Genomic DNA, 26,590 nt, shown 5'->3' with positions numbered 1-26,590 from the left:
ATGAAACTAACCGAACAGAACATAGATAATCTATACAAATTTACACGTCAACATTATGTGGAACATTACGATGTGCAAACCGAATTGGTAGATCATTTAGCTAATGACATTGAACAAATCTGGGATGAAAAGCCAACCTTATCTTTTGAGCAAGCACGCGATATTTCTTTTAAAAAATTCGGAATTTTTGGGTTTATGGATGTTGTTGAGGAAAAACAAAGGCAGTTAGGTAAAAAATACAGAACCATTTTGTGGCGTTATGTAAAAGAATGGTTTCAATTGCCTAAAATAATTTTAACCGCAAGTATTTTTGCTTTCTATTTTTTCTGTTTACAATTTAAAGCTGGACTTTATTTATGTATTACTTCTGTAATTTGCCTTGCTATTATTGATTTATACATTGTACATAAACTACAAAAAGAAGTTAAAAATCGTTTTGCAAAAAATAATAAGAAATGGATGTTAGAAGACACTCTTTTTAATGTAGCTAGTTTTGGCGGTGTTATGGTTGGCTCGAACATACCGCACTTTATAAACCAAACAATAAATGATACACCTTCTAGTACAGCTGCATTTTTTATTGCGCTGTTTTTAACATCAACTATTATATACTCGTATGTAACGTTGATTGTTATTCCGCAAAAAGCAGAACAATTATTAGAAGAACATTATCCTGAATATAAAATCGCTCGATAAATGAAACTCACCGAACAAAACATAGATAATTTATACAAATTCACGCGTCAGCATTATGTTGAGCATTACGATGTGCAAACCGAATTGGTAGATCATTTAGCCAATGACATTGAAAAAATATTAGCAGAACAACCTACATTATCTTTTGAGCAAGCACGCGATGTTTCTTTTAAAAAGTTTGGAATTTTTGGGTTTATGGATGTTGTTGATCAAAAAATAGTGCAATTAAATAAAAAATACTTTAGGCTTATTTTAAGTTTTGTAAAACAATGGTTTCGATTGCCTAAAATTATACTTACTTTTTGTTTTATAGCACTGTTTTATGTACTGCAACAAGCACCCAGTGCCTATTATATTTATACTGGAGTTTTTTTTAGTGTTATCTTTTTAGAAACAATTAAAATGTTTCATTCAAAAAGAAAAATCAAAAAAAAAGGGGCATTAACGGGTAAAAAATGGCTATTAGAAGATATTTATTTAAGACAGAGTTTAGGAAACTTAGCTATAATTATGTTTTACACCTATGATTGGTTTTTACCACACGATACTGGTTTTATTGAAATGAATGAGTTTAGTCGTTGGTTTTCCGCAGCTTTAATCGTTTTAATAATTTTGATTGGTTATATCACCCTAATCGTGATTCCAAACAAATCAGAAGAATTACTAGCTAATCATTATCCAGAATATAAACTGACTTAATAAGTTCTCGATACAATTTTTCGTGCCTCAAAATCACTCGAACTGACATTTTTATTCATTCTTGTCAATTCGAGTGAATTTGAGGATTGAAATGAATAAAATTTGTATCGAGAATGAAGATTATTTACTTTTTACCATCCACAACAATAACAATCTCGCCTTTTGCAGGCTTCGCTGTATAATATGATAAAACTTCTACTACTGTTCCTCGCTTGGTTTCTTCAAACATTTTTGTCAATTCTCTAGAAACTGATACTTGTCTATCTGATCCAAAATATTCTGAAAAATGAGCTAAGGTTTTTAATAATTTATGCGGACTCTCATAAAAAATCATGGTACGGGTTTCTTCCGCTAACAAGTTTAAACGTGTTTGTCGTCCTTTTTTTACAGGTAAAAATCCTTCGAAAACAAATTTATCATTCGGTAAGCCCGAGTTTACCAATGCAGGTACAAAAGCGGTAGCACCAGGCAAACATTCCACTTCAATATTTTGTTGCACACAAGCTCTGGTTAATAAAAAACCAGGATCAGAAATTGCAGGCGTTCCAGCATCAGAAATTAAAGCACATGTTTCACCATTTTTTAATCGATTTAAAACACCATCTACCGATTTATGTTCGTTATGCATATGATGGCTGTACATTTGTGTAGCAATCTCAAAATGCTTTAATAACTTACCACTTGTACGCGTGTCTTCCGCTAAAATAAAATCAACTTCTTTTAAGATTCTAAGTGCTCTTAAGGTAATATCTTCTAAATTTCCAATAGGTGTTGGCACCAAATACAATTTGCTCATACGGCAAAGCTACAACAAAGTTTTAGTACATTTGTGCTATGCCAAAAAAGCTGTTAAAAAATATTTATTTTCCTTCGGATGTAAGGCGTTTGTCTGCTGATGATTTGCCGTTATTGGCAAAAGAATTGCGTGACTTTATTATTGATGTAATTGCAACTAAAGAAGGTCATTTAGGCGCAAGTTTAGGTGTAATAGAACTTACTATTGCCTTGCATTATTTGTTTGATACTCCAAACGATCAATTAGTTTGGGATGTTGGGCACCAGGCATACGGACATAAAATTTTAACAGGCCGAAAAGATATTTTTCATACCAACAGGCAGTTAGGTGGAATTTCAGGATTCCCAAAACGAAGCGAAAGTGAATACGACACTTTTGGTGTTGGGCATTCGTCTACATCAATTTCTGCAGCTTTGGGTATGGCAATTGCTTCTAAATTACAAGGAAGTAACAAACATCATATTGCTATTATCGGTGACGCTTCTATTGCTAGCGGAATGGCTTTTGAAGCCTTAAACCATGCTGGCGATACGAATGCCAATTTACTAGTCATTTTAAATGACAATGCTATTGGTATCGATCCTTCGGTAGGCGCTTTAAAAGATTATTTAACTCGGATAAAATCACCAAGGGCTGATATTGAGCAGCACAATATTTTTGAAGGATTAAATTTTAATTACTCCGGACCTATTGATGGCCATAATTTTGAAGAGCTCTTATCAGAATTAAATAGATTGAAGCAAATTGATGGTCCAAAATTATTACATGTAATTACCACCAAAGGAAAAGGACTGCGACAAGCAGAACTAGATCAAGTAAAATACCATGCGCCAGGTAAATTTGATAAAATATCGGGAGATGTTTTACCTAAAGAAGCAAGTAAATTTACAAAATTTCAGGATGTTTTCGGAAAAACAATTGTCGAGTTAGCACATAAAAATAAAAAAATAGTAGGTATTACACCTGCCATGTTAAGCGGAAGTTCTTTAAAACGAATGTTAGATGAATTTCCCGACCGTACTTTTGATGTTGGTATTGCCGAACAACATGCTATTACTTTGGCGGCTGGTATGACAACGCAAGGTATTATTCCGTTTTGTAATATTTATTCTACTTTTTTACAGCGCTCTTACGATCAAATAATTCACGATGTTGCCTTGCAAAACCTACCAGTAATATTTTGTTTAGACAGAGCTGGTTTGGTTGGTGAAGACGGTGCAACACATCACGGAGTATTCGATTTGGCCTATTTACGCTGTATCCCGAATTTAATCATATTTGCACCTCGAAACGAAATTGAACTGCGAAATATTTTATTTACAGCTCAATTGGGCTTAGAAAATCCGATTGCAATTCGGTATCCGAGAGGCTATGGAAAACTAGAAAAATGGCAACTTCCTTTTGAAAAAATTCTAACAGGAAAAAGCACCTGTTTAAAGCAAGGAAATAAAATAGCCATACTTTCTATCGGAACCATTGCTAACAATGTTTCAGACGCTATACATCAATTAGAAAACAGCAAAGAAGTGGCGCATTACGATATGCGATTTGTAAAACCTTTAGATAAAACGCTTTTAAATAGTATTTTTAATCAGTTTGATAAAATAATTACTGTAGAAGACGGAACTATAACTGGTGGATTTGGTACTGCTATTTTAGAATATGCTTCAGAACAAAACTACAAAGGCTTTATAAAACTTTTAGGTATTCCTGATAAATTTATAGATCATGGAACTGTTAATGAGCTGCAAAAAGCTTGTGGTATAGATTCAATTTCTATTCAAACCATGATAAAACAGTTATTAAACTAAGCTTTATCAGGGATTTTCCTTTTTTATTCTATTAGTTAGTAAGTAAATTTGAGCACACCTCATTACCCACTAACCTTTCCCCGTATATAAAATCATGAAAAAACTAATACAATTAGTTATATGCACATTCGTGATTGTGTCGTGTAACAACGAGGAAAATTATTTACCTGTTTCGAAAATTGATACTCAACTAAGTGAACTCCTCTTTAAGAGAGCTGGTAATTCTGAAAAATCCTATTTTATATTGCCATCAAGCAATGACTACTCCAAAATTCCGCAAGACCCTAAGAATCCAATTACAGAAGCGAAAGTTATTTTAGGTAAGTTATTGTTTCACGAAACTGCGTTGGCACAAAGCCCTAAACATACTGATGGTATTGGTACGTATTCATGCGCAAGCTGTCATCATGCTAAGGCAGGTTTTCAATCGTGTAAAAAACAAGCTATTGGTGATGGAGGTTTCGGATTTGGAGCTTCAGGTGAAATAAGAACAATGGCCGAAAATTATACCAATGAAATGGTAGATGTACAACCTATAAAATCGCCAACAATATTAAACAGTGCCTATCAAAAAGTAACTCTTTGGAATGGTCAGTTTGGTGCTACAGGGATGAATATAAACACTCAGGCACAATGGACAACAGGAACACCCAAAGAAACCAATAATTTAGGCTTTGAAGGCATAGAAACACAAGCCATTGCAGGTTTAACTGTTCATAGACTTGAAATAAATTCTTCTTTAATTGAAAATTTAGGTTATAAAACATTATTTGACGATGCTTTTGCTAATGTAAATGAAGAAAAGCGCTATACTTTTAAAAATGCCGGATTAGCAATTGCTGCTTATGAAAGAACAGTGATAGCAAATGAAGCTCCTTTTCAAGAATGGTTAAAAGGTGATCTAAATGCAATGACAAATACTGAAAAAAAAGGAGCTATTTTATTTTTTGACAAAGGAAAATGTTATCAATGTCATAGTGGACCGTCCTTAAACTCGATGGATTTTATCGCTTTAGGAATGAAAGATTTAGAAGGCGGAGACATTCTAGGAAGCCCTGTAGATGAAGCTACTAAAAAAGGACGTGGTGGCTTTACACAAAATACAAATGATAATTACAAATTTAAAGTGCCGCAGTTATATAGTGTTAGATACAACGGTTTTTATGGTCATGGATCATCATTTACATCAATAAAAGAAATTATAGCTTATAAAAACAACGGTATAAAAGAAAATCAAGATGTACCCGATACTAGTTTAGATATACGATTTAAACCTCTTAATTTATCTGAAGAAGAAGTAAATTTAATTACACTTTTTGTAGAAAAAAGCTTGGATGACAAAAACTTAAAAAGATATACACCAGAAAGGGTATTGTCGGACAATTGTATTCCTAATAACGATGTACAATCACAAGAAGATATTTGTAATTAAAAGAATATAATAAAAAAACCGAAACATAAATGTTTCGGTTTTTTTTAATAGAATACTATTTTCTTAATTATTTAAAGCTTCTGCACCACCAACAATCTCAAGGATTTCGTTAGTAATTGCTGCCTGACGCGCTTTGTTATATGTTAATAATAACTCATCACGTAATTCAGTTGCATTATCGGTTGCTTTATGCATTGCTGTCATACGAGCACCGTGCTCTGAAGCGAAAGAATCGCGAATTGCTTTATACAATTGTGTTTTTAATGATTTAGGAATCAACTCTAAAACAATTTCTTCTTTAGAAGGCTCAAAAAGATAATCTAAAGTTACGTTTTCATCACTTTCTACTGGTTCAATTGGTAAGAATTGCTCAACCTGTGGAATTTGTGTTGCTGCGTTTTTAAATTGATTATAAACAAGTTCTATTTTATCATAAGAACCAACTACATATAAATTCATCAACTTTTCAGCAATTTCAGCAACGTTATCAAAAGTTAAATCATCATAGATATCACTTCTGTTTTCAATAACATTGTGCTCTTTCGATAAAATATCGTTCCCTTTTTTACCAATCGTTAATAAATCAACAGTTACACCATTGTATTTATTATCGATAGTCTTAATTGTTTCTTTAACAATAGAAGAATTAAAACCACCACACAAACCTCTGTTTGAAGTAACTGCAACTAGTAATACATTCTGTACTTCTCTTTGTGTTGAATACTCTCCACTAGCATCACTATCTAAAGTAGCGCTTAAGCTTTGTAATAATTCAGTAAGCTTAGATGAATACGGGCGCATTGCTGTAATTGCATCTTGAGCTTTCTTTAACTTTGCAGCCGATACCATTTTCATGGCAGAGGTAATCTGCATTGTTGATTTAATCGAAGTAATTCTGTTACGTATTTCTTTTAAATTCGCCATACGAATAGTGTTGAGTATTAAATTTTAAGTATTGAGAAACAATTTCTCAATACTTAAAATTAAAGTCTTTTATTAAGCTGAAAATTTTGCTGAAACTTCTTTTGCAGCTGCTGTTAAAGTATCAATTACTTCATCAGTTAATTTACCTGCTTTTAAAGTATCTAAAGTATCTCTATGCTTTGCATTTAAATACTCGATATAATCTCTTTCAAATTCTTTTACCTTTTCTACTGGTACATCTCTTAACAAGTTCTTAGAACCTGCATAAATGATTGAAATTTGGTCTTCAACAGTATAAGGATCGTTTTGTGCTTGCTTTAAGATTTCAACATTACGTTGACCTTTAGAAATCACATTCATAGTAGCTGCATCTAAATCAGAACCAAACTTAGCGAATGCTTCTAATTCACGATATTGGGCTTGATCTAATTTTAACGTACCAGATACTTTTTTCATTGCTTTAATCTGAGCGTTACCACCAACACGAGATACAGAAATACCTACGTTAATTGCTGGACGAACACCAGAGTTAAATAAATCTCCATCTAAGAAAATTTGTCCATCAGTAATCGAAATTACGTTTGTTGGAATATATGCTGAAACGTCTCCTGCTTGTGTTTCAATAATTGGTAATGCCGTTAAAGAACCTCCACCTTTTACAATTCCTTTTAAAGAATCTGGTAAATCGTTCATTTCACTAGCAATCTTATCATCATTGATTAATTTTGCAGCACGCTCTAATAATCTTGAGTGTAAGTAAAATACATCTCCAGGATATGCCTCACGTCCCGGTGGTCTTCTTAATAATAAAGAAATCTCACGGTATGCTACTGCTTGTTTTGATAAATCATCAAATACAATTAAAGCTGGTCTACCTGTATCTCTAAAAAACTCTCCAATTGCAGCTCCAGCAAATGGTGCATATACTTGCATTGCTGCAGGATCTGATGCATTTGCTGCTACGATTGTAGTATAAGCCATTGCGCCTCTTTCTTCCAACATATTAGCAATAGCTGCTACTGTTGAAGCTTTCTGACCGATAGCTACGTATATACAATATACTGGTTGCCCAGCATCGTAAAATTCTTTTTGATTTAAAATGGTATCAATTGCAACTGTTGATTTACCAGTTTGACGGTCACCAATAATCAACTCACGTTGACCACGACCTACAGGAATCATTGCATCAATAGATTTAATACCAGTTTGCATTGGTTCAGTTACTGGCTCACGATAAATAACTCCAGGAGCTCTACGCTCTAAAGGCATTTCGTAAGTAGTACCTTCAATTGGTCCTTTACCATCAATAGGCTGACCTAATGTGTTAACAACACGACCAACAATACCTTCACCTGCTCTTAAAGAAGCAATACGTTTTGTACGCTTTACTGTAGAACCTTCTCTTACTGTTGTTGAAGTTCCTAATAATACAACACCTGCATTATCATCTTCTAAGTTTAATACGATACCTTCTAATCCGCCATCGAATTCTACTAATTCACCGTATTCTACATTAGATAAACCGTAAACACGAGCAATACCATCACCTACTTGTAATACTGTACCTACTTCGTTTAACGTTGCTTTCGCTTCGAAATTTGTTAATTGTTCCTTTAAAATTGCTGAAACTTCAGCTGGTTTAATTGCCGCCATCTTTTATAATTTGATGTAATTAAATTTGTGGAATATAATGACTATTGTCAAATTCTCTTCTTAACTCGTTGAATTGATTAGAAATACTTGCATCATACTGCACATCTCCAACACGTAAAATAAATCCTCCTATAATATTCGGATTTACTATATTTTCTATACCTGCGCTATTTCCTGTAATTTCTACAATCTTTGCTTGTATTTTATCTTCTAATTCTTTTGTTAAAACTACTGCTGTAGTAACTTTAGCTACTTGTATTTTATTATCCTGATCATAAATAAGAGCATATTGCTTTGCAATAGATTCTAACATGATCATACGTTTATTTTCTTCTAACAAGTTAAATAAACCCTTAACAATAGTATTTACTTTATCACCAAAAAGCGCTAGTAAAACCTTATGTTTCTCTGTAGCTTTAACCACAGGGCTTTTAAGCATTCTTTTTAAATCATTACTATCTGCAATAGTACCTGCGATAAACTTCATATTATCGTTTACTAAAGAATCACTATTAGTTTCTTTAGCAAGATTTAATATTGCTTTTGCGTAACGTAATGCTGGTCTTGCTCCTTTCATCGATTGCTTAGTTTAAAGTAACCTCTTTTAACATTCCTTCAACAAGCTTTAATTGCTCGTCATTAGAAGCTAATTCTTTTCTTACTAATTGCTGAGCGATATCTATAGACAAATTTGCTACATTTTTCTTTAATTCAGCGATTGCAGCTTGTTGTTCTTGTTTTATTGTTGCTTTAGCATTTTCTATCATGATAGAAGTTTGGCCTTCTGCTTCTTCTTTTGCTTCAGCAAGAATACTTTCTTTAATATCACGAGCATCTTTCATCATTGCATCTCTTTCTGCACGTGCTTCTTTGATCATTCTCTCATTATCTGCTTGCAAGTTTTGTATTTCCTTACGAGCATTGTCTGCTTGATCTAATGCAGTTTGAATACCTTCTTCTCTATCATTTAATGCAGATAGAATAGGTTTCCAAGCAAATTTCATCATCAAAAAAATCAAGATTAATAAGATAAAAGCTTGCATTGCAAACAACCCTATTGAAAAATCATTAAAAATTTCCATACTACTTAATTTTGTATTTTTTTATTGTTTAATAAAACACTTCTGCAACCAACCGTTGCAGAAAGTGTTTGTTTTTAATTTTTCGGATTATTTTCCTAAAAGTAAAGCACCAAATGCTAAACCTTCTAATAATGCTCCGATAATAATCATTGCAGTTTGAATTTTATTAGCTGCTTCAGGTTGACGAGCAATAGCTTCCATTGCGCTACCACCAATTTTTCCTAAACCTAAACCACCTCCAATTACGATTAAACCTGCTCCTATTAAATTGTACATACTAATTGATTTATATTAAATTAAACAAAATTTTTATTCTACTTCTTAATGGTGCTCATGCTCTTCTACAGCCATACCAATAAACAATGACGATAGCATTGTAAAAATATACGCTTGTAAGAACGCTACCAAAACTTCAATTAACGTTAAGAACAGTGTTAAGAATACAGAAACTCCTGTAGCTCCTGCTGTTCCAAACTGTGCTTTTAATGTAATCATTAAAGCTGCAATACCCATAACTACTGCATGCCCTGCGGTAATGTTCGCAAATAAACGAACAAATAACGAAAATGGTTTTGTTAACATACCTAATACTTCAATAGGTGCTAAAACAATTTTCATTAATACTGGTACACCTGGCATCCAAAAAATATGTTTCCAATAATCTTTATTTCCTGAAAACTGCACTATTATAAAGGTAAATAATGCTAAACATACTGTAACAGCTAATTGACCTGTAATATTAAAACCTAACGGAGTTAATCCTAATATGTTAGATACCCAGATAAAAAAGAAAACAGTAAGTAAAAAACTCATAAACTTACGATAATGCTTCTCACCTATATTTGGTCTTGCTATTTCATCTCTAACATATAAAACCAAAGGTTCTAAGACTCTAGAAAAACCAGTTGGTATTGCTCCTTTTTTATATCCTTTTGCTAATGACCTAAACCCGAAGATCATCAACAAACCTACTAGTAGCATTCCAAAAACACTTTTTGTTATAGAAAAATCTAATAACTTATGCGCTTTTACTGGATGATGCTCTTCATCAAAAGAAACTACGGTAGCTCCTTCTTCTAATTCGTAAATCTTACTATGTACTTTAGCTAATTTAACACCTCCTGCATCTACAACAACTTTTCCATCATCATTATGATGAAATGCTGAAGACATAAAAGTCTTTAACCCTTTACTTGTCCATACAATTACTGGCAAAGGAAAACCGATGTGTACTCTCTCATTTGCATCATTTGTATATGAAAACAATGAAAAATCATGCGAATCTGCTAAGTGATGCTTCTTATAAGCTTCTATCTCTTCCTTTGTATTTACACGACCACCATCTTGCGAAGGGTCATCTTTTTCATTACCAAAAATTGAAAAAGAAGTAAAAACTAAAACAAGTATTGTTAAAAAATTGATAGATTTTTTTGCTATCATCATATCTTTAATTTGAATATACGATTAAGGTCTGTAAATTTCCGTGCAAAGGTACATATTGTAATTAAAACTACAAACCGTTTTTTTATTTAGTTTTTCTATTCTTATTTCGTCTTGTTATTTCCATCAAAAAACGACGAAACTATTTACTAGTCAGCAGTTTCGAAACGGCAATAGCTTCTGAAATTAAAAATATAAACAACGGAATTACCAATGAAAACCTTTCTGGCTGTGTAAGTTCTTCGTTTGCAAAAACCGAAACCTTAAAAATCAAGACAAAAAATCCGATTTTTAAAAATACAGAGGCTAAATATGCATATCCTGCTTGATTAATTAATTTAGAGGCTACTAGCTCTACAATCGCATAAACAATCATTGTAGCTATAAGATGAAACAGGTATATTGAAAACAATGAATATGAGAGAGATATTTCTTTAGTCTGTAAAATATAATCGTGAGGAAAATAACTTACTGCGAATACTATAAAAATAGCAGTAAGGAAAAACAAAATTCTTTTAATCATTATCTTTTGAAATTTTTGTTACTTGACGTATTACCGAGAACATTGCTAAAAAGACTGCCGCAAGTGTGCATATTTTAGAATATAATTCTCCATTGTTAGGATATTGTACATCTAACCACTTACCTAGTAAATTACCTAAGTAAATCGTCAAACCCATTTGAAGAGCAATACTGGTAAACCGAATGTATTTATTAAGCGGTTTTACCTTTGGTTTTTTGCTCATCTTTATTTAGTTCTTTTACAGCTCCTTTCATAGCACATGTTGCATTAAATGAGGCACCTGGCTCTACAGAAAGCTTACCAATAACTACATCTCCATTAATATTTGCTGATGTTTTTACTGTTAATGTGTTCGAAACAACTAATTCTCCAGAAAACTTACCTTCTACATCAGCGTTTGCACATTCAATCTTTCCTTTTACAAAACCAGATTCACCAATAATAACTCTACCGTTGGTTTTAATTGTTCCTTCTAAAGTTCCATCAATTCTAAAATCTCCTTCAGAAATAATATCTCCTGTTATTTGCGTGTTTTTACCAACAATGTTTCTTTCTGAAACTTTATTGTCACTTGTTTTTTTATTTTCTTTACTAAACATGATTCGGGGAATTAGTGTATTATTTGTTTAATTGATCTAAAATTTCCTTTGCTTTTACACCTTCTTCTTTTGTTGCATAACTAATAGCTACAAATTCTAGTGCTTTCTTATAAACCTCCTTACTATTATACTTACCTATAGACAAGGCTTTTAAGAGCGCAAATTTAGGAATTAATTCTGAATTACTTATTGTTGGTAAAAAAGCGGTTACCTCTTTTACAACCTCTTCAAATTTATTCTCTTTAAAAATATAATAAATTTCTTTATACTTATCTAAAACAGCATCTTCTTTTTTACCTCCTTTTAATTTTTCCTCTGGATTTAATATTATTTGAGCAAATGTTGTTTCGGGATACTTATTTAAAATAACGTCTTTATATCGGTTTGATTTTTCTTGATCACCAATACTTTTATAAACTTGATATAAATGATAACTAATCGGCAACTCCAATTCTTTGTTTGTTTGCTCTTTTTGTACGCGTTCTAAATTTTTAATAGCAAGATCTGTGTTTTTAAATTGCTCTTTATAAATTAATCCTAATTTATACAAAGCATCATTACGATCTTCCGTTAAAGTGGTTATTACTTTTTTATCAGTAGGAATTTCGTTTAAATAAGTTGCTAATACATATCGCTTATTTACAATTGGTTCTGATGATGTTTCTTCAACATCATTCGTTGCAATGGTAGATTTATCAGACAAACGCCAGTTATCTTCTAAAGGACGCGTACCCCACACTCTCTGAAATTCTGATTCACCAAAGCCTAATGCCTGAGTATTATAAAAATACCATTTTCCTTTATTACTCGAATTGTTTACTGACGATCCTCCACCAAAAGAACTTCCGAAGTTTTGTGCATTTAACAGCTGTTGCTTGTTCTCTTCGTCTTCTTTTTTAATTTTTGCTATATAATTTTCAAAAAATACGGTTCTTTCATCTGTCGTCATTGCAACTAACTTAAGAATGCTATCGTTATTTTTTACAACCTCTTCATATTTTCTTAAAGTTGTTAGTCCTTTGTTTTTTCTTCGGATTCTTCTAATTCTCTTTTCTTGATCAAATTCTTTTGACGTTACCTGTAAAACACTATCGTAATACGAACCTGCTAATACATAGTTTTCTTTATCAAATGCAATATTTCCTAAACCTTCGTAGGCATATGTTTTTTGATAATTATTATTAGTCTTTGCTGCTATTGATTCTTTAAAATAGTCAATAGCATTTGCTGTTTTATTTCTTCCTACTTCTAAAACACCTGCCTGATAATACAGTGCATTTAAAAATTTACGGTTATCAGAATTTCTAATTAATTTTTTTAACCTCGCTAAAACAACTATCGATGCTGAATCGTTTTCAGTGTTTTTAGCCATTTCAATATTTGCGCGAATACGGTATTTGTAAGGTGCCTTTTTTGCTTCAGCTAGTTTATTAAACACCACTCGTGCTGAGTCTCTATGATTTAATTCGCTGTAAATTTGCCCTAAAACAAACATATTACGAGCAGATTGCTCTTTGTTTTTAAATATTTTAGAAGCTGCCGTTAAATGTTCTATAACTTTTTGAATCGTATCTGTTTTTTGATACGCCATTGCCATTGCAGTATGTGCTTGTTCTCTTATAGCATCAGGAAGTTCTTCTTCGTTTTCTTCAACTTCTAATAAGAACTTTAAAGATTCTATAGCTAGTTTTTCATTATCTAAACGAATATTTGTTTTTGCTCTCCAAATTTTCGTCTCGTTAATTAAATTAGCATTCGGATAATTTACTATGATGTAATTAAAAGATTCTATCGCAGGAATAAAACGCTGTGTGTAATATCTAGATTTTCCTAAAAGTAGATAAGCATCATCAATTTGACGGTTTTTTTCATAACCGTTTATATTCATTGTGTGCTTTTGAATAGCCTTTACAGCTTTTTCTTCTGCTTTATCAAAAGACGTTAAGTTTTCAACCTCTTCTTCTTCGTTTTCATTAAAACCAGTACCAGGCTGCAAAACAGGAACTACTATTTTATTCTCATCAAAACTAATTGGTTCTATTTGTAAACGTTTCCAAAAATTATCTTCGTGCTTGCTTTCAATCTCTTCTAGCCCTTTTAAATAAGCTTGCTCTCCGTTAAAAAGAATATTATACTTAGTGGTAAGTGCGTGAAAATTTCTATTTATAAAAGCATCTTTTTTTACACTACACGAATATATTAGTGCTAAAAAAAGGGTAAAAACTAAAAGTTTGGATAGTTTATTCATATAGTTATACTTTTACTGTACAACAACTATATTCGTTAGTTTATTGTATGTAAAAACGTAAAAATAACAATAATAAAATAATTTTAGTGCTCGTAATGCTATTTAAAATAAATCTTAGAGGTTAATTAAAATAGTATACATTTTAGTTAACCTCTTTTTATTGATATATTTTATTAATTATACAGAAAAATAGCTTTCTAATTCTTGCAACGTTTCTGGTGATGTATTTATGTCTTTTACCACATTTCCTTTATCTAAAACAACTATTCGCTCACATACCTCAGTAACGTGACTTAAGTCGTGACTAGATACTAACACGGTAACTTCTTCATTTTCTGTTAAACTCTTTAGTATTTTTTTAAGTCTGATTTGAGTAGTTGGATCTAAATTCGCAAAAGGCTCATCTAAAATTACTACTTGTGGATTTCCCATTAAAGCAGCTATAATTCCTGCTTTTTTCTGATTTCCTTTACTTAAATCGCGTAAATATTTTTTCTTGCCTAGAATTTCATCATTAAAAAACTCTTTAAAAGGCGCTAAAAATGCTATAACATCCGCTTTATTCATTCCTCGTAAATCTCCAATAAAGTCGAAATATTCTTCGGGAGTTAAATATCCTATTAAAAAAGATTCATCAATAAAAGATCCTGTAAAAGTTTTCCAATCTTCACTTTTATTTACAACTACATCGTTGTTTGTAATTTCTCCTGTTGTTGGTCTTATCAAATCTAGTAAAATATTGAATAACGTTGTTTTTCCTGCACCATTATTACCAACCAAACCAAAGCTTTGTCCGCTAGGAATTTCTATTTTATCAACATTTAAAACCTCTGCTTGTCCGTATTTTTTTGAAACTGTATCTATTGTAATCATACTATTTTCTTTAAATTTTGTTTTGTCTATGCCTCTTTTCCGAAAGCGTTAATCATAGCGTATTTGTCTTTGATATATTTTTTTTCTATCAAATTCATAAAGTAATTCTTAAAAACTAAGCCAAGTACTCCCAATAAAGCAACTAAAATATACCCTGAGTTATAACCAACAAAACTGTTGAATATCCAAAATATAGCCATTGGTAATAACATTAATGGTATAATAATAAGAAACTGCGTTGCGCTTGTTCCTTGTGTGTTTCCGAAACCTCCCTTTGTTAAATCGATTCGTTTTCTATTAAAAGATCCTGCATATAACAAAAACAGTGAATTAAAACCTATGTTAAAAATAGCCCCCACGGTAATCATTAAAAATATTTTTGTTCCGAAATATAAATAAGGAAAACTTAAACAGTATAAAACTGTAGTCATCGCAACCATTAAAAACCACTTAGAATCTAAGAATTTACGATATCTAAAACTCTGACTCATTAGCATTTTATAATGTGCACTATCCCAAGCCGGAATAAACTGACCGTAATTTAATGTAAAACCTCCTGTTACAAACAAGCCCGCAAACATTAACATTGCTGGCATTTTCTGATAAGTTTCTTGTGTAAAGAAAATCAACCCATAAAAAAGGAATAAGAACGACATTAAAAAAACTGTTTTTGTTCTTTTGTTTCGCCAAATTAATCGGATATCATTTTTTATAAATGGTGCGATATCTCCTAATTTTTCTGTCCACGATAAATCTGCTGTGTTCGCTTCTTCTGTTTTAACTGCAACTAAATCATCTAAATAAACTCTTGCTCTTAATAGTTTAAAATTTACATAATATAACACTACTGCAATAACAAAGGGAACTAATGCTAAAATTGGATTTACTACAATTGCATCAAATATTTGTTGACTATATAGTGAAACATTAAAGCTAGTAAACTTTTGCAATGCCAATAAAGCAACTAGTAATGTAGCAATAAATGCAAATACACTATTATTCTTATTGATTAAAAAGTTTAAAAAATTAGTTGCTTGAGTGATAAAAAACATAGCAGTTAACCAACCTAAGACTCCACCCACATTATAATCTTGACTAATTAAAACCACACTAAAAGGAATATAAAAAAACAAAGACATAAAATTGAATCCTGAAAATGCCGATTTACCTAAAACATAGTGTACTAATTTTTCTTTCTTTATAGGAAGTATTAATAGAGGTTTAATATTCATTACTGGTAATTTTTGCATTAAATAGCGGAAAATTAAATCTCCCAGTATAGCAAAAACTAACATTGAGTTTACAATTTGTAACGGATCTTGTTCTGGATACATTTTCTTTAAAAGAAAAAAACCTCCAATACCAATTCCTAAAAAAACAGCTAAAATATATAGGATAAAAAAGCCCATTATAATTTTTAACGCAATTCCTTTTTGCCAATATGAAGAACGAAAATATTGTTTCCATTCTAATTTTAAAAAATGTGCAATCATTTGGTTTGATTTTTAATTGATTGATAATAAGAGTCTATTATTTACTATTTGTTACATAAAAAAAGCATCAATTTTAAAAATTGATGCTTCTTGGTGTTTTTTACCTTTATAAAAATTAAACCCATTTACATAATACACCTCCCATAATAGCTAAACTTACTACCCAATAACCTACGTTAATTGCAATATATTTAAAACTTTTTCTTTCAAATAATCCGTTAATTGTAATTATAGATCCTGCTAATAATAAGCCAATCATGGTTCCGTGTAAAGCACCGTGACCAAAAGTTCTAAATCGATCACCAAAATTTGACATGAATTCTTGAAAATAGGTAGATGCTCCTCCTGATCCTTCTGTAAAACCTGGTTCTCCCATTAAAGTAGAAAAAGCTCCCCATTGGTGAATAACCAACGTTTGTAATACAAATGCTATTAAAAAACTGCACACATACGATAATCCGAAAATTTTAAGCATATTACCACCTTTTAAACTTTCTTCTGTGAAACCCATTTCTTTCATCCATGCTTTTCCAAAAAGTGGTCCATACCAAACAAATCCTATTATCATTGGTACTAATGCTGCTAGTGCGCATATTAAAAAATTAAATTTCATAAATATAAAGTTTTGGTTTATAGTCAAATATAACAAAAAAGCATCAAATATAAATTTGATGCTTTTTTGTTATTTATCGTTAAAATAAATTTTATTTTATTTTCATTGATTTAGCAATTGCTTCCAATTCAAACAAAAAATCACGTTTATTTACCGATGGCGCATACGTAAAGCCTTCAAAAACCACTAAGCGATTATTTTTCTTATCAATTATCGTGTAGTTTATAAATGGTCCTGCCATAAAATCGTTTTTAACTTCCCATTTACCACGAGTTTCATATGCTTTTTTACCATCTATAACAGCATCAAAAGTAAACGGAGTGTATGCTTGTTCGGTAATCATATACATACCCTCTTTACTACCTGGTATGTATTTTTTACCAATTGTATCTCGTACTGCTGTAATATTATCGGCAACAGTTGTTTCATCTTCTAAAGGAACCGTGTATATTAATACATTATTAGTCCCGTCTCCTCGTGCTATACCACTAGATAAATGCTGACGAAACCAAATAAAATTACCCGCATCTTCAACCAATTTATATCTCTTAGGAATATCTATTGTTAAGCCTATATTTTTAATTGTTTTAAACTTCGTTTCATCAATACGTTCTTTTTTAAAAATACGTTGTGAAAACTTAATATCTTCATCTTTAAACAACTTGATAATCTCTTTTCCTCGAGTATCTAGAAGGTTTATAATCCCAGCTTTATTCTTTGCAGTTGCATGTACAATAATTTGAGGTGCTGCATACTTGTTTTTTTCAACAGTAATACTTTCTTCTTTACCTTCTTTAATCATTAAAACCGCTTTTCCATGTCGCATGAAACTACCAAAACCCACAGGATCTATTTGGCTAACCGATAACAAGGTTTCTGGTTGAGGTAAACCTACTTGATGCTCACCAAAAACTTTACGTATTTGATCTCCAACTTTTCCTTCCCAATCTATTCCTTTAACAACCACCATTATTTTATTGGTGTTACCATTAGATGTTGGTAAAACATAACTGTCTTTTCCATTACCTGTATTGCATGATATTGCTAAGAATATCGAAAAAAGTAAGATTATTGTTTTTTTCATAGTTTGTAGTTTTTAGTAGTGTATTTTTTAACCTTTAAAAATTTTAAGCTTCATTCCTGGCTTTAGACTTTTAGCACTCCAAATATTGTTCCACTTTTTTATTTGCTCAATAGAAACTGATGGATATTTTTTAGAGATTGTCCATAATGAATCTCCATTTTGCACTACATAAATATCGTGCTTGCCGGTCGGAACCTTATACTTCTTTTTAGACACCTTCTTAGTAACACCTATTTTCTTCGGATAAATACTTAAACGTTGCCCTATTTTTAAACGATGATTACGCATACCGTTCCATCGTTTTATATCGCTAACTCTTACGCCAAACTTATTTGCTATTTTCCCTAAATAATCGCCGCTACGTACTTTATAACGAATGCGTTTATCCATTTCAAAATACTTAGGCAAAGGTTTTTCTCTTTTACCTTCATCTTCTTTTGCCAAAACATAAATCTCTTTCTCCTTATCAAGAAAATCTATCATGTTTTTTCGAGGCAAACGAACTGCGTAATTTTTGTTTTTTATATATGGAATAATATCTAATTTATACGCCGGATTTAAGAAAGACAGCAACTCAGTATCGATCTTCGTTTTCTCTGAAATTTGATCGAAAGTGATTGTTCTTTTTACGCGAACTGTATCGGTTTCGAAATGGAAGATATTTGGTGGCTCAGGGTAAATCCCGTGTTCTTCGGCATATTCAAAAATATACATCGTTGCATAAAATGCAGGAACATAACCCGCAGTTTCACGTGGTAAAAACGGACGAATATTCCAGTAATTACGATATCCTCCAGAGCGTTTTATTGCTTTCGAAACATTTCCTGGTCCCGAATTATAAGCGGCCAATGCCAAATCCCAATCTCCAAAAATTTTATATAACTGACTTAAATATTTACAAGCTGCAATAGTTGCTTTTACTGGGTCTTGACGTTCATCTACATACGAACTTACCTTTAAGTTAAACTGCACTCCTGTACCGTACATAAACTGCCACAAACCTGTTGCACCAACTCTAGAACGAGCTGCAGGGCGCAAAGCAGATTCTACAATAGCCAAATATTTCATTTCTAACGGAACATCGAACTGATCTAAATACTGCTCGAACATCGGAAAATAATATTGTGCCTTTGCCATTAACGCCGGATAATATTTTTTTCGGTATTTTAAATAACTATTAATCACCTTTTCTAATGCAGGGTTGTATGCTAAATGAAATGGTGTTTGTAAATCTAAATCTGTTAACCGTTTTTTTAATAAATCCGAAGAAAGTATGGTTGTTGTATTACCAATAATATCTTTATCATTAATTACATACTGAATACTATCAAATAATGATGAATTAAACTTTTCTTCAATCAATAAACTATCAATAATTTTTAAATCTGCATCAGAATATAAATCTTCTAACTGTTTTATTTTGATAGTGTCTATTGCTATTAAAGTAGAATCACTTATTATTTGTACACTTTTTTCGGGTATCAAAAGACTGTCAACAGGTTGTTGCGCAAAAATTGATGTTGTAAAAAAAAGTAGTATTAGTAGGTTTCGCATATTTTTATTTTAAATATCTAATTCAACCACAATCGGGCAGTGATCTGAATGTTTTGCTTCGGGTAAAATATAGGCTCTTGAAATTTTTTCTTTTAACGGTTCAGAAACCATCGCATAATCTAAACGCCAACCTTTGTTATTGGCTCTAGAATTTGCGCGATAACTCCACCAAGAATATTCTTGCCTTTCTGGATTTAAATAACGAAAACTATCTGTAAAACCGCTATCAATAAATTTAGTTAACCACTCACGTTCTTCTGGTAAAAATCCAGAAACTCCTTTCATTTTTGGGTTATGAATATCAATGGCTTCGTGACAAATGTTATAATCACCGCAAATCACTAAATTCGGAATCGTTTTTCTCAAATCAGCGGCATATGCTAAGATTTCATCCATATAATTGAATTTATAATCTAGTCTTGCAGCATTGGTTCCCGAAGGTAAATACATGCTCATTACCGAGACCTCTTCAAAGTCTACACGAAGGTTTCTACCTTCAAAATCCATAGATTCAATTCCCGTTCCGTATTCAATATGTTTAGGTTCTTCTTTACAAAAAACAGCTACTGATGAGTAGCCTTTTTTTTGTGCTGAAAACCAATAATGATATGGATAGCCAGCGTTCTCGAATTCTGTTACATCTAACTGTTCTTTATGCGCTTTGGTTTCTTGAATACAAATCACATCTGGATTTGCAGCTTGTAACCAATCGATGAATCCTTTTTTTAATGCGGCACGAATTCCGTTTACGTTGTATGAGATTATTTTCATTAATCTAAAAAAATTGGTTTTTTAAGAAAAATCCAGGTTAACTGTTTCTTTTCTCCTGTTTGCGTTTGTATTATTTTTTTTCTTGGTGATAAAAAATACCCTAAAGCAATTGCTACCGCAATTCGTAGCCAATCTGGCTCTACATGAAATACTTTATCTAAAATCAGTAAAAAAAAGATTGCTAAAAGAGGATAAATAATTCTGTGGATTTTCTTTATTAATTGTATCATTTAATCTAAAATAATAGGCTTTTTTAGAAAAAACCAAGTAATTTGAGTTTTCTCTCCAGACTGAGTTTGTATTTTCTTTTTTCTTGGCATAATGAAAAGTAATATTATAAAAACAATTCCTAACCGTATCCAAGAATTATCTATTCCAAGTCCTTTGTCTAAAACAAAGTGCAAAGCAACAACTAAAATTAAGGTGAGTATAAAACTATTTTTAGCTATAAATTTCATCTTTGTAATTATCTTTTAAATATTCATTTCAGGAACTTCTCCGTTTACAATTAAAGTTCCTGCTGTAGCTGTTTGAATTTCTTCAACAGATACTCCTGGAGCTCTTTCTAATAAATGAAAAGCACCTTCTTTAACTTCTAAAACCGCTAAATTGGTAACCACTTTAGTTACGCAACCAACACCTGTTAAAGGCAATGAACATTCTTTTAATATTTTAGATTCGCCACGCTTATTGGTATGCATCATCGCAACAATAATATTATCTGCTGATGCAACTAAATCCATCGCGCCACCCATTCCTTTTACCATTTTTCCTGGAATTTTCCAGTTAGCGATATCTCCGTTCTGAGCAACTTCCATCGCTCCTAAAACAGTTAACTGAACGTGTTTACCACGAATCATAGAAAAACTTGTTGCTGAATCGAAAATAGAACCACCATCTAAAACAGTAACCGTTTGTTTACCTGCGTTTATTAAATCGGCATCTTCTGTTCCTTCAACAGGAAAAGGTCCCATACCTAATAATCCGTTTTCAGATTGAAACTCAACCTCAATGCCTTCAGGAATATAATTAGCTACTAAAGTCGGAATTCCGATACCTAAATTAACGTACCATTTATCTTGTAATTCTTTCGCTATTCTCTGTGCTATTTGTTGTTTTGATAAAGCCATTTTCTTACAATTTTGGGGTTACAGTACGTTGCTCAATTCTCTTTTCATATTTTTCTCCTTGAAAAATACGTTGTACGAAAATTCCTGGAATATGAATTTGATTAGGATCTAATGTTCCTGCTGGCACTAATTCTTCTACCTCAGCAACTGTTATGGTTGCAGCACCACACATATTCGGGTTAAAATTACGTGCTGTTCCTTTAAAAATTAAATTCCCTGCAGTATCTCCTTTCCATGCTTTAACAAAAGCAAAATCTGCTTTAAAAGCTGGTTCTAAAACATACATTTTTCCGTCGAACTCACGTGTTTCTTTTCCTTCTGCAACTTCTGTTCCGTAACCTGCCGGCGTATAAAATGCAGGAAAACCTGCTTGTGCAGCTCTACACTTTTCTGCTAAAGTTCCTTGTGGAGTTAATTCTACATCCAACTCACCAGATAACATCTGGCGTTCAAACTCATCATTCTCTCCTACATAAGAAGAAATCATTTTTTTAATCTGTTTATTTTGAAGTAATAAACCTAATCCGAAATCATCTACACCTGCATTATTAGAAATACAGGTAACATCTCTTACATTTAATTTTACTAACTCTGCAATAGCGTTTTCTGGTATTCCGCACAAACCGAAACCTCCTAACATAAAAGTCATAGTGTCTTTTACACCAGCTACGGCTTCTTGTACGTTATTTACTTTTTTATTTATCATTGTAGTTGTTTGTTTTATATTAAAAAAGCTTCTTTGATTCTCATCATCAAAACAAATTCGTTAAAAATCAGTATCGCCTTCTTCTACCTTTATTTCCTCACCTTCTTTAACATCTTCCTCTTTTACCTCATCACAATTAACATTGATAGAAAGCGCTTCTGAAGGTTTTTCAAAATCTTCCTGACTTATATTTAAACTTTCATCAGCATAACATTTTTTCATAAATAATGCCCATGTTGGCAAAGACATTGCTGCTCCTTGTCCTTTTGCTATTCCTGCAAAATGTGTTGCTCTATCTTCACCTCCTGTCCAAACACCTGTAACTAAATTAGGCACGATTCCCATAAACCATCCATCAGACTGGTTTTGAGTTGTTCCTGTTTTTCCTGCAATTGGGTTTTTTAAGTTATATGGGTGACCAGTAATATAACCAGGCCTTTTTCCTGCTGACCACAAACGAATACCTGACCCGCCTGTTGTTACACCTTTCATTAAATCTAAAATTACATACGATGACTCTTCACTTAAAACTTCTTTTGTTTCTGGAATAAATTCTTCTAAAACTGTTCCGTTTTTATCTTCGATACGAGTAATCATCATCGGACTAACACGTAAGCCTTTGTTTGCAAAAGTAGAATACGCACTTACCATTTCTATTAACGATAAATCTATCGCTCCTAATGCTATTGATGGATTTGCCTCAATTTTTGTTGTTATACCTGCTGATTCGGCTAAACGCGCTACGTTAACAGGAGATACTTTGTCTATTAATTGTGCTGAAATAGTGTTTAAAGACCCTGCTAAACCTTGTTTTAACGTTACCATTTCTCCATAATCTGGACTTGTATTTTCTGGTGTCCAATCTTTAGGCATTCCATATTTTTCTTTCGGTATTGTATATAAAATGTTTGGTAATTGATCGCAAGGAGACATTTTTAACTGATTAATAGCAGTTGCATATACAAATGGTTTAAAAGTAGAACCTACTTGTCTTTTTTGTTGCTCTACAGCATCGTATTTAAAATATTTATTGCTAATACCGCCTACCCAAGCTTTAATATGACCTGTTTGAGGCTCGATAGATACTAAACCTGAACGTAAAAAGTGTTTATAATAACGTATAGAATCATATGGTGTCATTACCGTATCACGATCTCCTTTCCAAGAAAATACGCGCATATCAACATCTGTATTAAAAGATTTTTCAATTTCTTTTTCTGATTTTCCATTAATTTTCATGCGTTTATAACGAACAGATCTTCGCTTAGCACGTTTCATATTATTTAAAATCTCTTTTTTATCTAAATCATAAAAAGGTGCTGTTTTATTTCTTTTTTGCTCCTCAAAGAAATAAGATTGCAAATTAGACATATGCTCTCTACTTGCCTCTTCGGCATATTTCTGCATACGAGAATCTATAGTCACATATACTTTTAATCCGTCTTTATAAATATTATAAGCCTCGCCATTGTCTTTCGGGTTTTCTTTAGCCCATTTTTTTAAGCGTTGTTTTAGGTTTTCTCTAAAATAAGTAGCTAACCCGTCGCTATGACTTTCTGGAGTGAAATTTATTCTTAAAGGTGTTTTTTGTAGCGAATCTTTTTCTTCTTCGGTTATAACTCCATTTTTTTCCATTTGAGAAAATACCGTATTTCTTCGTCCTAATGATTTTTCTTTAGAGCGTTCTCTATGCGGATTGTATTGCCTCGGATTTTTTAACATTGCAACTAAAATAGCGGCCTCTTGCACATCTAACTCTCTAGGTTCTTTGCCAAAATAAATACGTGCCGCAGAACGAATACCTGTTGCATTAAAAAGAAAACCCTGTGTGTTTAAATACATGGTTGCTATTTCTTCTTTAGTGTATTGACGCTCTAATTTTACCGCAACTACCCATTCTTTTAATTTTTGAGTAAGTCTTACTAACTTATTACTTGTACCTCCTTGATTAAATAGGTTTTTAGCCAACTGTTGGGTAATTGTACTTGCTCCCCCTTCGGTTCCTAATTTAGATACTGCTCTTGCCAATCCTCTAAAATCAATACCTGAATGTTCATAAAAACGTTCATCTTCGGTAGCTATTAAAGCTTTCAATAAAATTGGAGGTAAATCTTTATATTTTATAGGTGTTCTGTTTGCTTTAACATAATACTTTCCTAATGTTTTTCCGTCAGCTGAAATAACTTCTGTTGCTAAATCACTTTTAGGGTTTTCTAATTCTGCAAAAGATGGTAAATCTCCAAAAACACCCCAAGAAGCTAATAAAAACAATAGACATATTAAAAGGAACCCTCCTAATATAATGCCCCAAAACCATTTGATATATGTACTAAAATTAATTGTTTTTTTCTTTGTCATTACTGTGTTTTTTCAATTCTAAATCCTACTTGAGATATTCCTTCAAGTTCTTCAATCCCTTCAATATTGCCATTTTTTCTCATGGCTTGTTTAACTTTAAATATATAATCTCCTGTATTAGGAAATATTATATTTTCTTTATAAAAAAGTTTATTTTCTTTAATTGTAGAAAATCCTTCCCCCAAAAACTTACCGGAAACATCTGCCATATCATACTCTAACGTATCTATAATTATTTGACCGTCTGGAAAGTTAATTTGAGCGATTAAAAACAAATTACTGTAATTATATTCATTATTATTTCTAAGGTTTATAAAAAGATTTTTCTTGTTTATAGAATCTTTTACCGAGAAATTAAAAGTAACAGCATTGCTCTTATTCCACGAACTTTCAGGCAACGTTATATACTCATCATATATTCTATCTGAATCACATGATACAATTGTAAAAACTGTTAAAAAAAGTATTAGTAAACTATTCTTTTTCATTTTTATTGTCCGTGTTTTCGTTAGGCTTCTTTCTTCTTTGATTATTGCTTCGTCTTTTCGGAGCGTTTGGCTTCTTATTTTCTGGCTTAATATTTTTATCGCCTTGTACTTTTTCTGTTTTTGACTTATTGCTTCTAGGATTATTTCTTGGTTTTGGTTTCCTATTATCAATCCCCTCTTTATCTGCACTCTTATTCGCTTCTTTATTTATCGGTCTCCTTTTTTGAGGTTTTCTATTTGGGCTAACTTCAGACGGTTTAGCTCCTTCAACTTTGTTTACTGGCTTCCTTTGAGGTTTTCTTCTAGGCCTAGGTGTAGCTGCAGAATTATCATCAGTTTTACTTACTGGTTTTCTCTGAGGTCTCCTTTTTGGTCCTGCATCAGCAGGTTTAACTGTCTCTTTTTTATTTAAAGGTTTTCTTGTTTTTCGTCTATTGTTACGCGATTTCTTTGGCGCATCAAAACGAGTTAAACTATCTTGTCCTACAACATTTTCAAAATCAACAACAGTTTCTGTAACTATTTCTAATTCATATTCATCTAACGGTAAAGCCAGTTCATTATTTTTATTCAATTCAATAATTTCTTGAACTTGCTCTAATGATAATTGAAACCACTTAAAACTTTCATGCTTATAGGTATACCAAAGTATTTTTTTAAAGATATCCATCTTAACAAAAACGGCATCTCCTTTTTCAGTTTTTAGTATTTTATCTTGTTTCGGAAAACTTTGTAAAGCATCCAAATACGTATCTAGCTCAAAATTTAAACAACACTTTAATTTACCACATTGCCCTGCTAACTTTAACGGATTTAGTGATAACTGCTGATAACGTGCTGCCGCGGTATTTACTTTTCTAAAATCAGTTAACCAAGTAGAGCAACAAAGCTCTCTACCACATGAACCAACACCTCCTAAACGTGCTGCTTCTTGGCGCATACCAACTTGTTTCATTTCTACACGAATAGAAAAAGTTCCTGCTAAATCTCTAATTAACTGACGAAAATCTACACGTTCATCGGCTGTATAATAAAAAGTTGCTTTGGTTCCGTCTCCTTGATACTCTACATCTGAAAGTTTCATTTTTAACCCTAAACGGCTAATAATCTCTCTTCCTTTTCGCTGAGTTTCTTGTTCTCTATCTCTGGCTGTATGCCAAATATCAATATCCTTTTGAGTAGCTTTTCTGTAAATCTTTTTAACATCTTCACTATTCTCAGAAACTTTTCGCTTCTTCATTTGAACTTTAACTAGCTCTCCTGCCAACGCAACAATACCAATATCGTGACCAGATGATCCTTCAACTGCCACAACATCACCCATCGAAACTGTTAATTTCTCGGTGTTTTTATAAAAATGCTTTCGTCCGTTTTTAAATCGAACTTCAAAAATATTAAATGGAGCTTCACCTGTAGGTAAAGTCATATTCGACAGCCAATCAAAAACGGCCAATTTATTTCCACTTCCACAGGTACCAGAGGCACAATTTCCATTGCTTTTGCATCCGTTTGGTACGCCGTCTTTACTGGTTGAACAACTGTTACAACTCATAATATAGTATATTTTTACAAGCGTTTTTTAAATCTGAATTATCCCAGTATCAAAAAACACTTTTT

Annotated in this window: 29 protein-coding genes; 5 read left to right on the top strand and 24 right to left on the bottom strand. The window is 32.1% G+C overall.

What is annotated here, in order from left to right; all coding sequences use genetic code 11:
* Together H0I30_RS11250 and H0I30_RS11245 are read left to right on the top strand one after the other, a co-directional pair.
* Positions 1-696 (top strand): hypothetical protein, encoded by a 696-nt coding sequence (locus H0I30_RS11250; protein ID WP_218771956.1) that lies wholly within the window; start codon positions 1-3, stop codon positions 694-696.
* The gene (locus tag H0I30_RS11245; protein WP_218771955.1) at positions 697-1,395 is read left to right on the top strand and encodes a hypothetical protein; all 699 of its coding nucleotides are present in this window, start codon (positions 697-699) and stop codon (positions 1,393-1,395) included. It abuts the gene before it with no gap.
* A gap of 124 nt (positions 1,396-1,519) precedes the next feature.
* Here the strand turns inward: H0I30_RS11245 and rsmI are convergent, their stop codons facing one another.
* Positions 1,520-2,191 carry a 16S rRNA (cytidine(1402)-2'-O)-methyltransferase gene (gene rsmI, locus H0I30_RS11240; protein WP_218771954.1) on the bottom strand — a complete coding sequence of 224 codons (672 nt, stop codon included), beginning with the start codon at positions 2,189-2,191 and terminating at the stop codon, positions 1,520-1,522.
* Between the two features lie 38 nt (positions 2,192-2,229).
* Here rsmI and dxs point away from each other — a divergent pair, with 38 nt between their 5' ends.
* Complete coding sequence (dxs, locus tag H0I30_RS11235) at positions 2,230-4,002, top strand: 1-deoxy-D-xylulose-5-phosphate synthase (protein WP_218771953.1); 1,773 nt, start codon at positions 2,230-2,232, stop codon at positions 4,000-4,002.
* A gap of 94 nt (positions 4,003-4,096) precedes the next feature.
* On the top strand, positions 4,097-5,434 hold the full coding sequence (locus H0I30_RS11230; protein ID WP_218771952.1) for a cytochrome-c peroxidase: 1,338 nt from the start codon (positions 4,097-4,099) through the stop codon (positions 5,432-5,434).
* Between the two features lie 63 nt (positions 5,435-5,497).
* On the opposite strand, the gene atpG is transcribed toward H0I30_RS11230, so the two are convergent.
* The 10 genes from atpG to H0I30_RS13100 all read right to left on the bottom strand — a co-directional run bounded on the left by atpG (position 5,498) and on the right by H0I30_RS13100 (position 12,604).
* Positions 5,498-6,358 (bottom strand): ATP synthase F1 subunit gamma, encoded by an 861-nt coding sequence (gene atpG, locus H0I30_RS11225; protein WP_218771951.1) that lies wholly within the window; start codon positions 6,356-6,358, stop codon positions 5,498-5,500.
* Positions 6,359-6,430: 72 nt separating this feature from the next.
* Entirely contained in the window at positions 6,431-8,011 is a 1,581-nt protein-coding gene (gene atpA / locus H0I30_RS11220) for a F0F1 ATP synthase subunit alpha (protein WP_218771950.1), read from the bottom strand.
* Between the two features lie 19 nt (positions 8,012-8,030).
* Positions 8,031-8,588: an ATP synthase F1 subunit delta gene (atpH, locus tag H0I30_RS11215; RefSeq protein WP_218771949.1), complete on the bottom strand. Its 558-nt coding sequence runs from the start codon at positions 8,586-8,588 to the stop codon at positions 8,031-8,033.
* 7 nt (positions 8,589-8,595) lie between these two features.
* Positions 8,596-9,093 (bottom strand): F0F1 ATP synthase subunit B, encoded by a 498-nt coding sequence (locus tag H0I30_RS11210; protein ID WP_218771948.1) that lies wholly within the window; start codon positions 9,091-9,093, stop codon positions 8,596-8,598.
* 87 nt (positions 9,094-9,180) lie between these two features.
* Positions 9,181-9,369 (bottom strand): hypothetical protein, encoded by a 189-nt coding sequence (locus H0I30_RS11205; RefSeq protein ID WP_218771947.1) that lies wholly within the window; start codon positions 9,367-9,369, stop codon positions 9,181-9,183.
* Between the two features lie 45 nt (positions 9,370-9,414).
* Complete coding sequence (gene atpB, locus H0I30_RS11200; protein WP_218771946.1) at positions 9,415-10,536, bottom strand: F0F1 ATP synthase subunit A; 1,122 nt, start codon at positions 10,534-10,536, stop codon at positions 9,415-9,417.
* Between the two features lie 139 nt (positions 10,537-10,675).
* Entirely contained in the window at positions 10,676-11,056 is a 381-nt protein-coding gene (locus tag H0I30_RS11195; RefSeq protein ID WP_218771945.1) for a DUF6168 family protein, read from the bottom strand.
* Positions 11,049-11,279 (bottom strand): AtpZ/AtpI family protein, encoded by a 231-nt coding sequence (locus H0I30_RS11190; RefSeq protein WP_218771944.1) that lies wholly within the window; start codon positions 11,277-11,279, stop codon positions 11,049-11,051. Before H0I30_RS11190 ends, H0I30_RS11195 begins: the two co-directional genes overlap by 8 nt.
* Positions 11,248-11,655 (bottom strand): polymer-forming cytoskeletal protein, encoded by a 408-nt coding sequence (locus H0I30_RS11185; RefSeq protein WP_218771943.1) that lies wholly within the window; start codon positions 11,653-11,655, stop codon positions 11,248-11,250. The genes H0I30_RS11190 and H0I30_RS11185 overlap by 32 nt, the downstream gene beginning before the upstream one ends.
* A gap of 19 nt (positions 11,656-11,674) precedes the next feature.
* Positions 11,675-12,604, bottom strand: a complete 930-nt coding sequence (locus H0I30_RS13100; RefSeq protein WP_370624100.1) for a tol-pal system YbgF family protein — start codon at positions 12,602-12,604, stop codon at positions 11,675-11,677.
* 640 nt (positions 12,605-13,244) lie between these two features.
* Here H0I30_RS13100 and H0I30_RS13095 point away from each other — a divergent pair.
* Positions 13,245-13,418 (top strand): SipW-dependent-type signal peptide-containing protein, encoded by a 174-nt coding sequence (locus H0I30_RS13095; protein WP_370624099.1) that lies wholly within the window; start codon positions 13,245-13,247, stop codon positions 13,416-13,418.
* 662 nt (positions 13,419-14,080) lie between these two features.
* Here H0I30_RS13095 and H0I30_RS11175 read toward each other — a convergent pair.
* From H0I30_RS11175 to ricT, 13 genes are all read right to left on the bottom strand, one after another.
* Positions 14,081-14,776, bottom strand: a complete 696-nt coding sequence (locus H0I30_RS11175) for an ABC transporter ATP-binding protein (protein ID WP_218771941.1) — start codon at positions 14,774-14,776, stop codon at positions 14,081-14,083.
* A gap of 26 nt (positions 14,777-14,802) precedes the next feature.
* Positions 14,803-16,269 carry a DUF5687 family protein gene (locus H0I30_RS11170; protein WP_218771940.1) on the bottom strand — a complete coding sequence of 489 codons (1,467 nt, stop codon included), beginning with the start codon at positions 16,267-16,269 and terminating at the stop codon, positions 14,803-14,805.
* Between the two features lie 115 nt (positions 16,270-16,384).
* Entirely contained in the window at positions 16,385-16,882 is a 498-nt protein-coding gene (locus H0I30_RS11165) for a DUF1761 domain-containing protein (protein ID WP_218771939.1), read from the bottom strand.
* Positions 16,883-16,973: 91 nt separating this feature from the next.
* Positions 16,974-17,966, bottom strand: a complete 993-nt coding sequence (locus tag H0I30_RS11160; protein WP_218771938.1) for a DUF4837 family protein — start codon at positions 17,964-17,966, stop codon at positions 16,974-16,976.
* Between the two features lie 27 nt (positions 17,967-17,993).
* The gene (locus tag H0I30_RS11155) at positions 17,994-19,520 is read right to left on the bottom strand and encodes a lytic transglycosylase domain-containing protein (protein ID WP_218771937.1); all 1,527 of its coding nucleotides are present in this window, start codon (positions 19,518-19,520) and stop codon (positions 17,994-17,996) included.
* 9 nt (positions 19,521-19,529) lie between these two features.
* Complete coding sequence (locus tag H0I30_RS11150) at positions 19,530-20,291, bottom strand: exodeoxyribonuclease III (RefSeq protein ID WP_218771936.1); 762 nt, start codon at positions 20,289-20,291, stop codon at positions 19,530-19,532.
* Positions 20,291-20,521 (bottom strand): hypothetical protein, encoded by a 231-nt coding sequence (locus tag H0I30_RS11145; RefSeq protein ID WP_218771935.1) that lies wholly within the window; start codon positions 20,519-20,521, stop codon positions 20,291-20,293. Before H0I30_RS11145 ends, H0I30_RS11150 begins: the two co-directional genes overlap by 1 nt.
* Positions 20,522-20,749, bottom strand: a complete 228-nt coding sequence (locus H0I30_RS11140) for a hypothetical protein (RefSeq protein WP_218771934.1) — start codon at positions 20,747-20,749, stop codon at positions 20,522-20,524. It lies immediately after the preceding gene.
* Positions 20,750-20,764: 15 nt separating this feature from the next.
* A complete protein-coding gene (locus H0I30_RS11135) occupies positions 20,765-21,421 on the bottom strand; it encodes a CoA transferase subunit B (protein WP_218771933.1) in 657 nt (218 codons plus the stop codon).
* A gap of 4 nt (positions 21,422-21,425) precedes the next feature.
* The gene (locus tag H0I30_RS11130; protein ID WP_218771932.1) at positions 21,426-22,127 is read right to left on the bottom strand and encodes a CoA transferase subunit A; all 702 of its coding nucleotides are present in this window, start codon (positions 22,125-22,127) and stop codon (positions 21,426-21,428) included.
* Between the two features lie 60 nt (positions 22,128-22,187).
* Positions 22,188-24,485 (bottom strand): transglycosylase domain-containing protein, encoded by a 2,298-nt coding sequence (locus tag H0I30_RS11125; protein WP_218771931.1) that lies wholly within the window; start codon positions 24,483-24,485, stop codon positions 22,188-22,190.
* Positions 24,485-24,973, bottom strand: coding sequence for a gliding motility lipoprotein GldH (locus H0I30_RS11120; RefSeq protein ID WP_218771930.1), 489 nt, complete (start codon positions 24,971-24,973; stop codon positions 24,485-24,487). The genes H0I30_RS11125 and H0I30_RS11120 overlap by 1 nt, the downstream gene beginning before the upstream one ends.
* Entirely contained in the window at positions 24,960-26,525 is a 1,566-nt protein-coding gene (ricT, locus tag H0I30_RS11115) for a regulatory iron-sulfur-containing complex subunit RicT (protein WP_218771929.1), read from the bottom strand. The genes H0I30_RS11120 and ricT overlap by 14 nt, the downstream gene beginning before the upstream one ends.
* Positions 26,526-26,590: the final 65 nt, after the last annotated feature.

Source organism: Tenacibaculum sp. AHE14PA (genome assembly GCF_019278465.1).
Taxonomy (GTDB): domain Bacteria; phylum Bacteroidota; class Bacteroidia; order Flavobacteriales; family Flavobacteriaceae; genus Polaribacter; species Polaribacter bernardetii.
The sequence above is the reverse complement of the archived record's forward strand: the minus strand, read 5'-3'. Positions and strand labels throughout refer to the sequence as shown.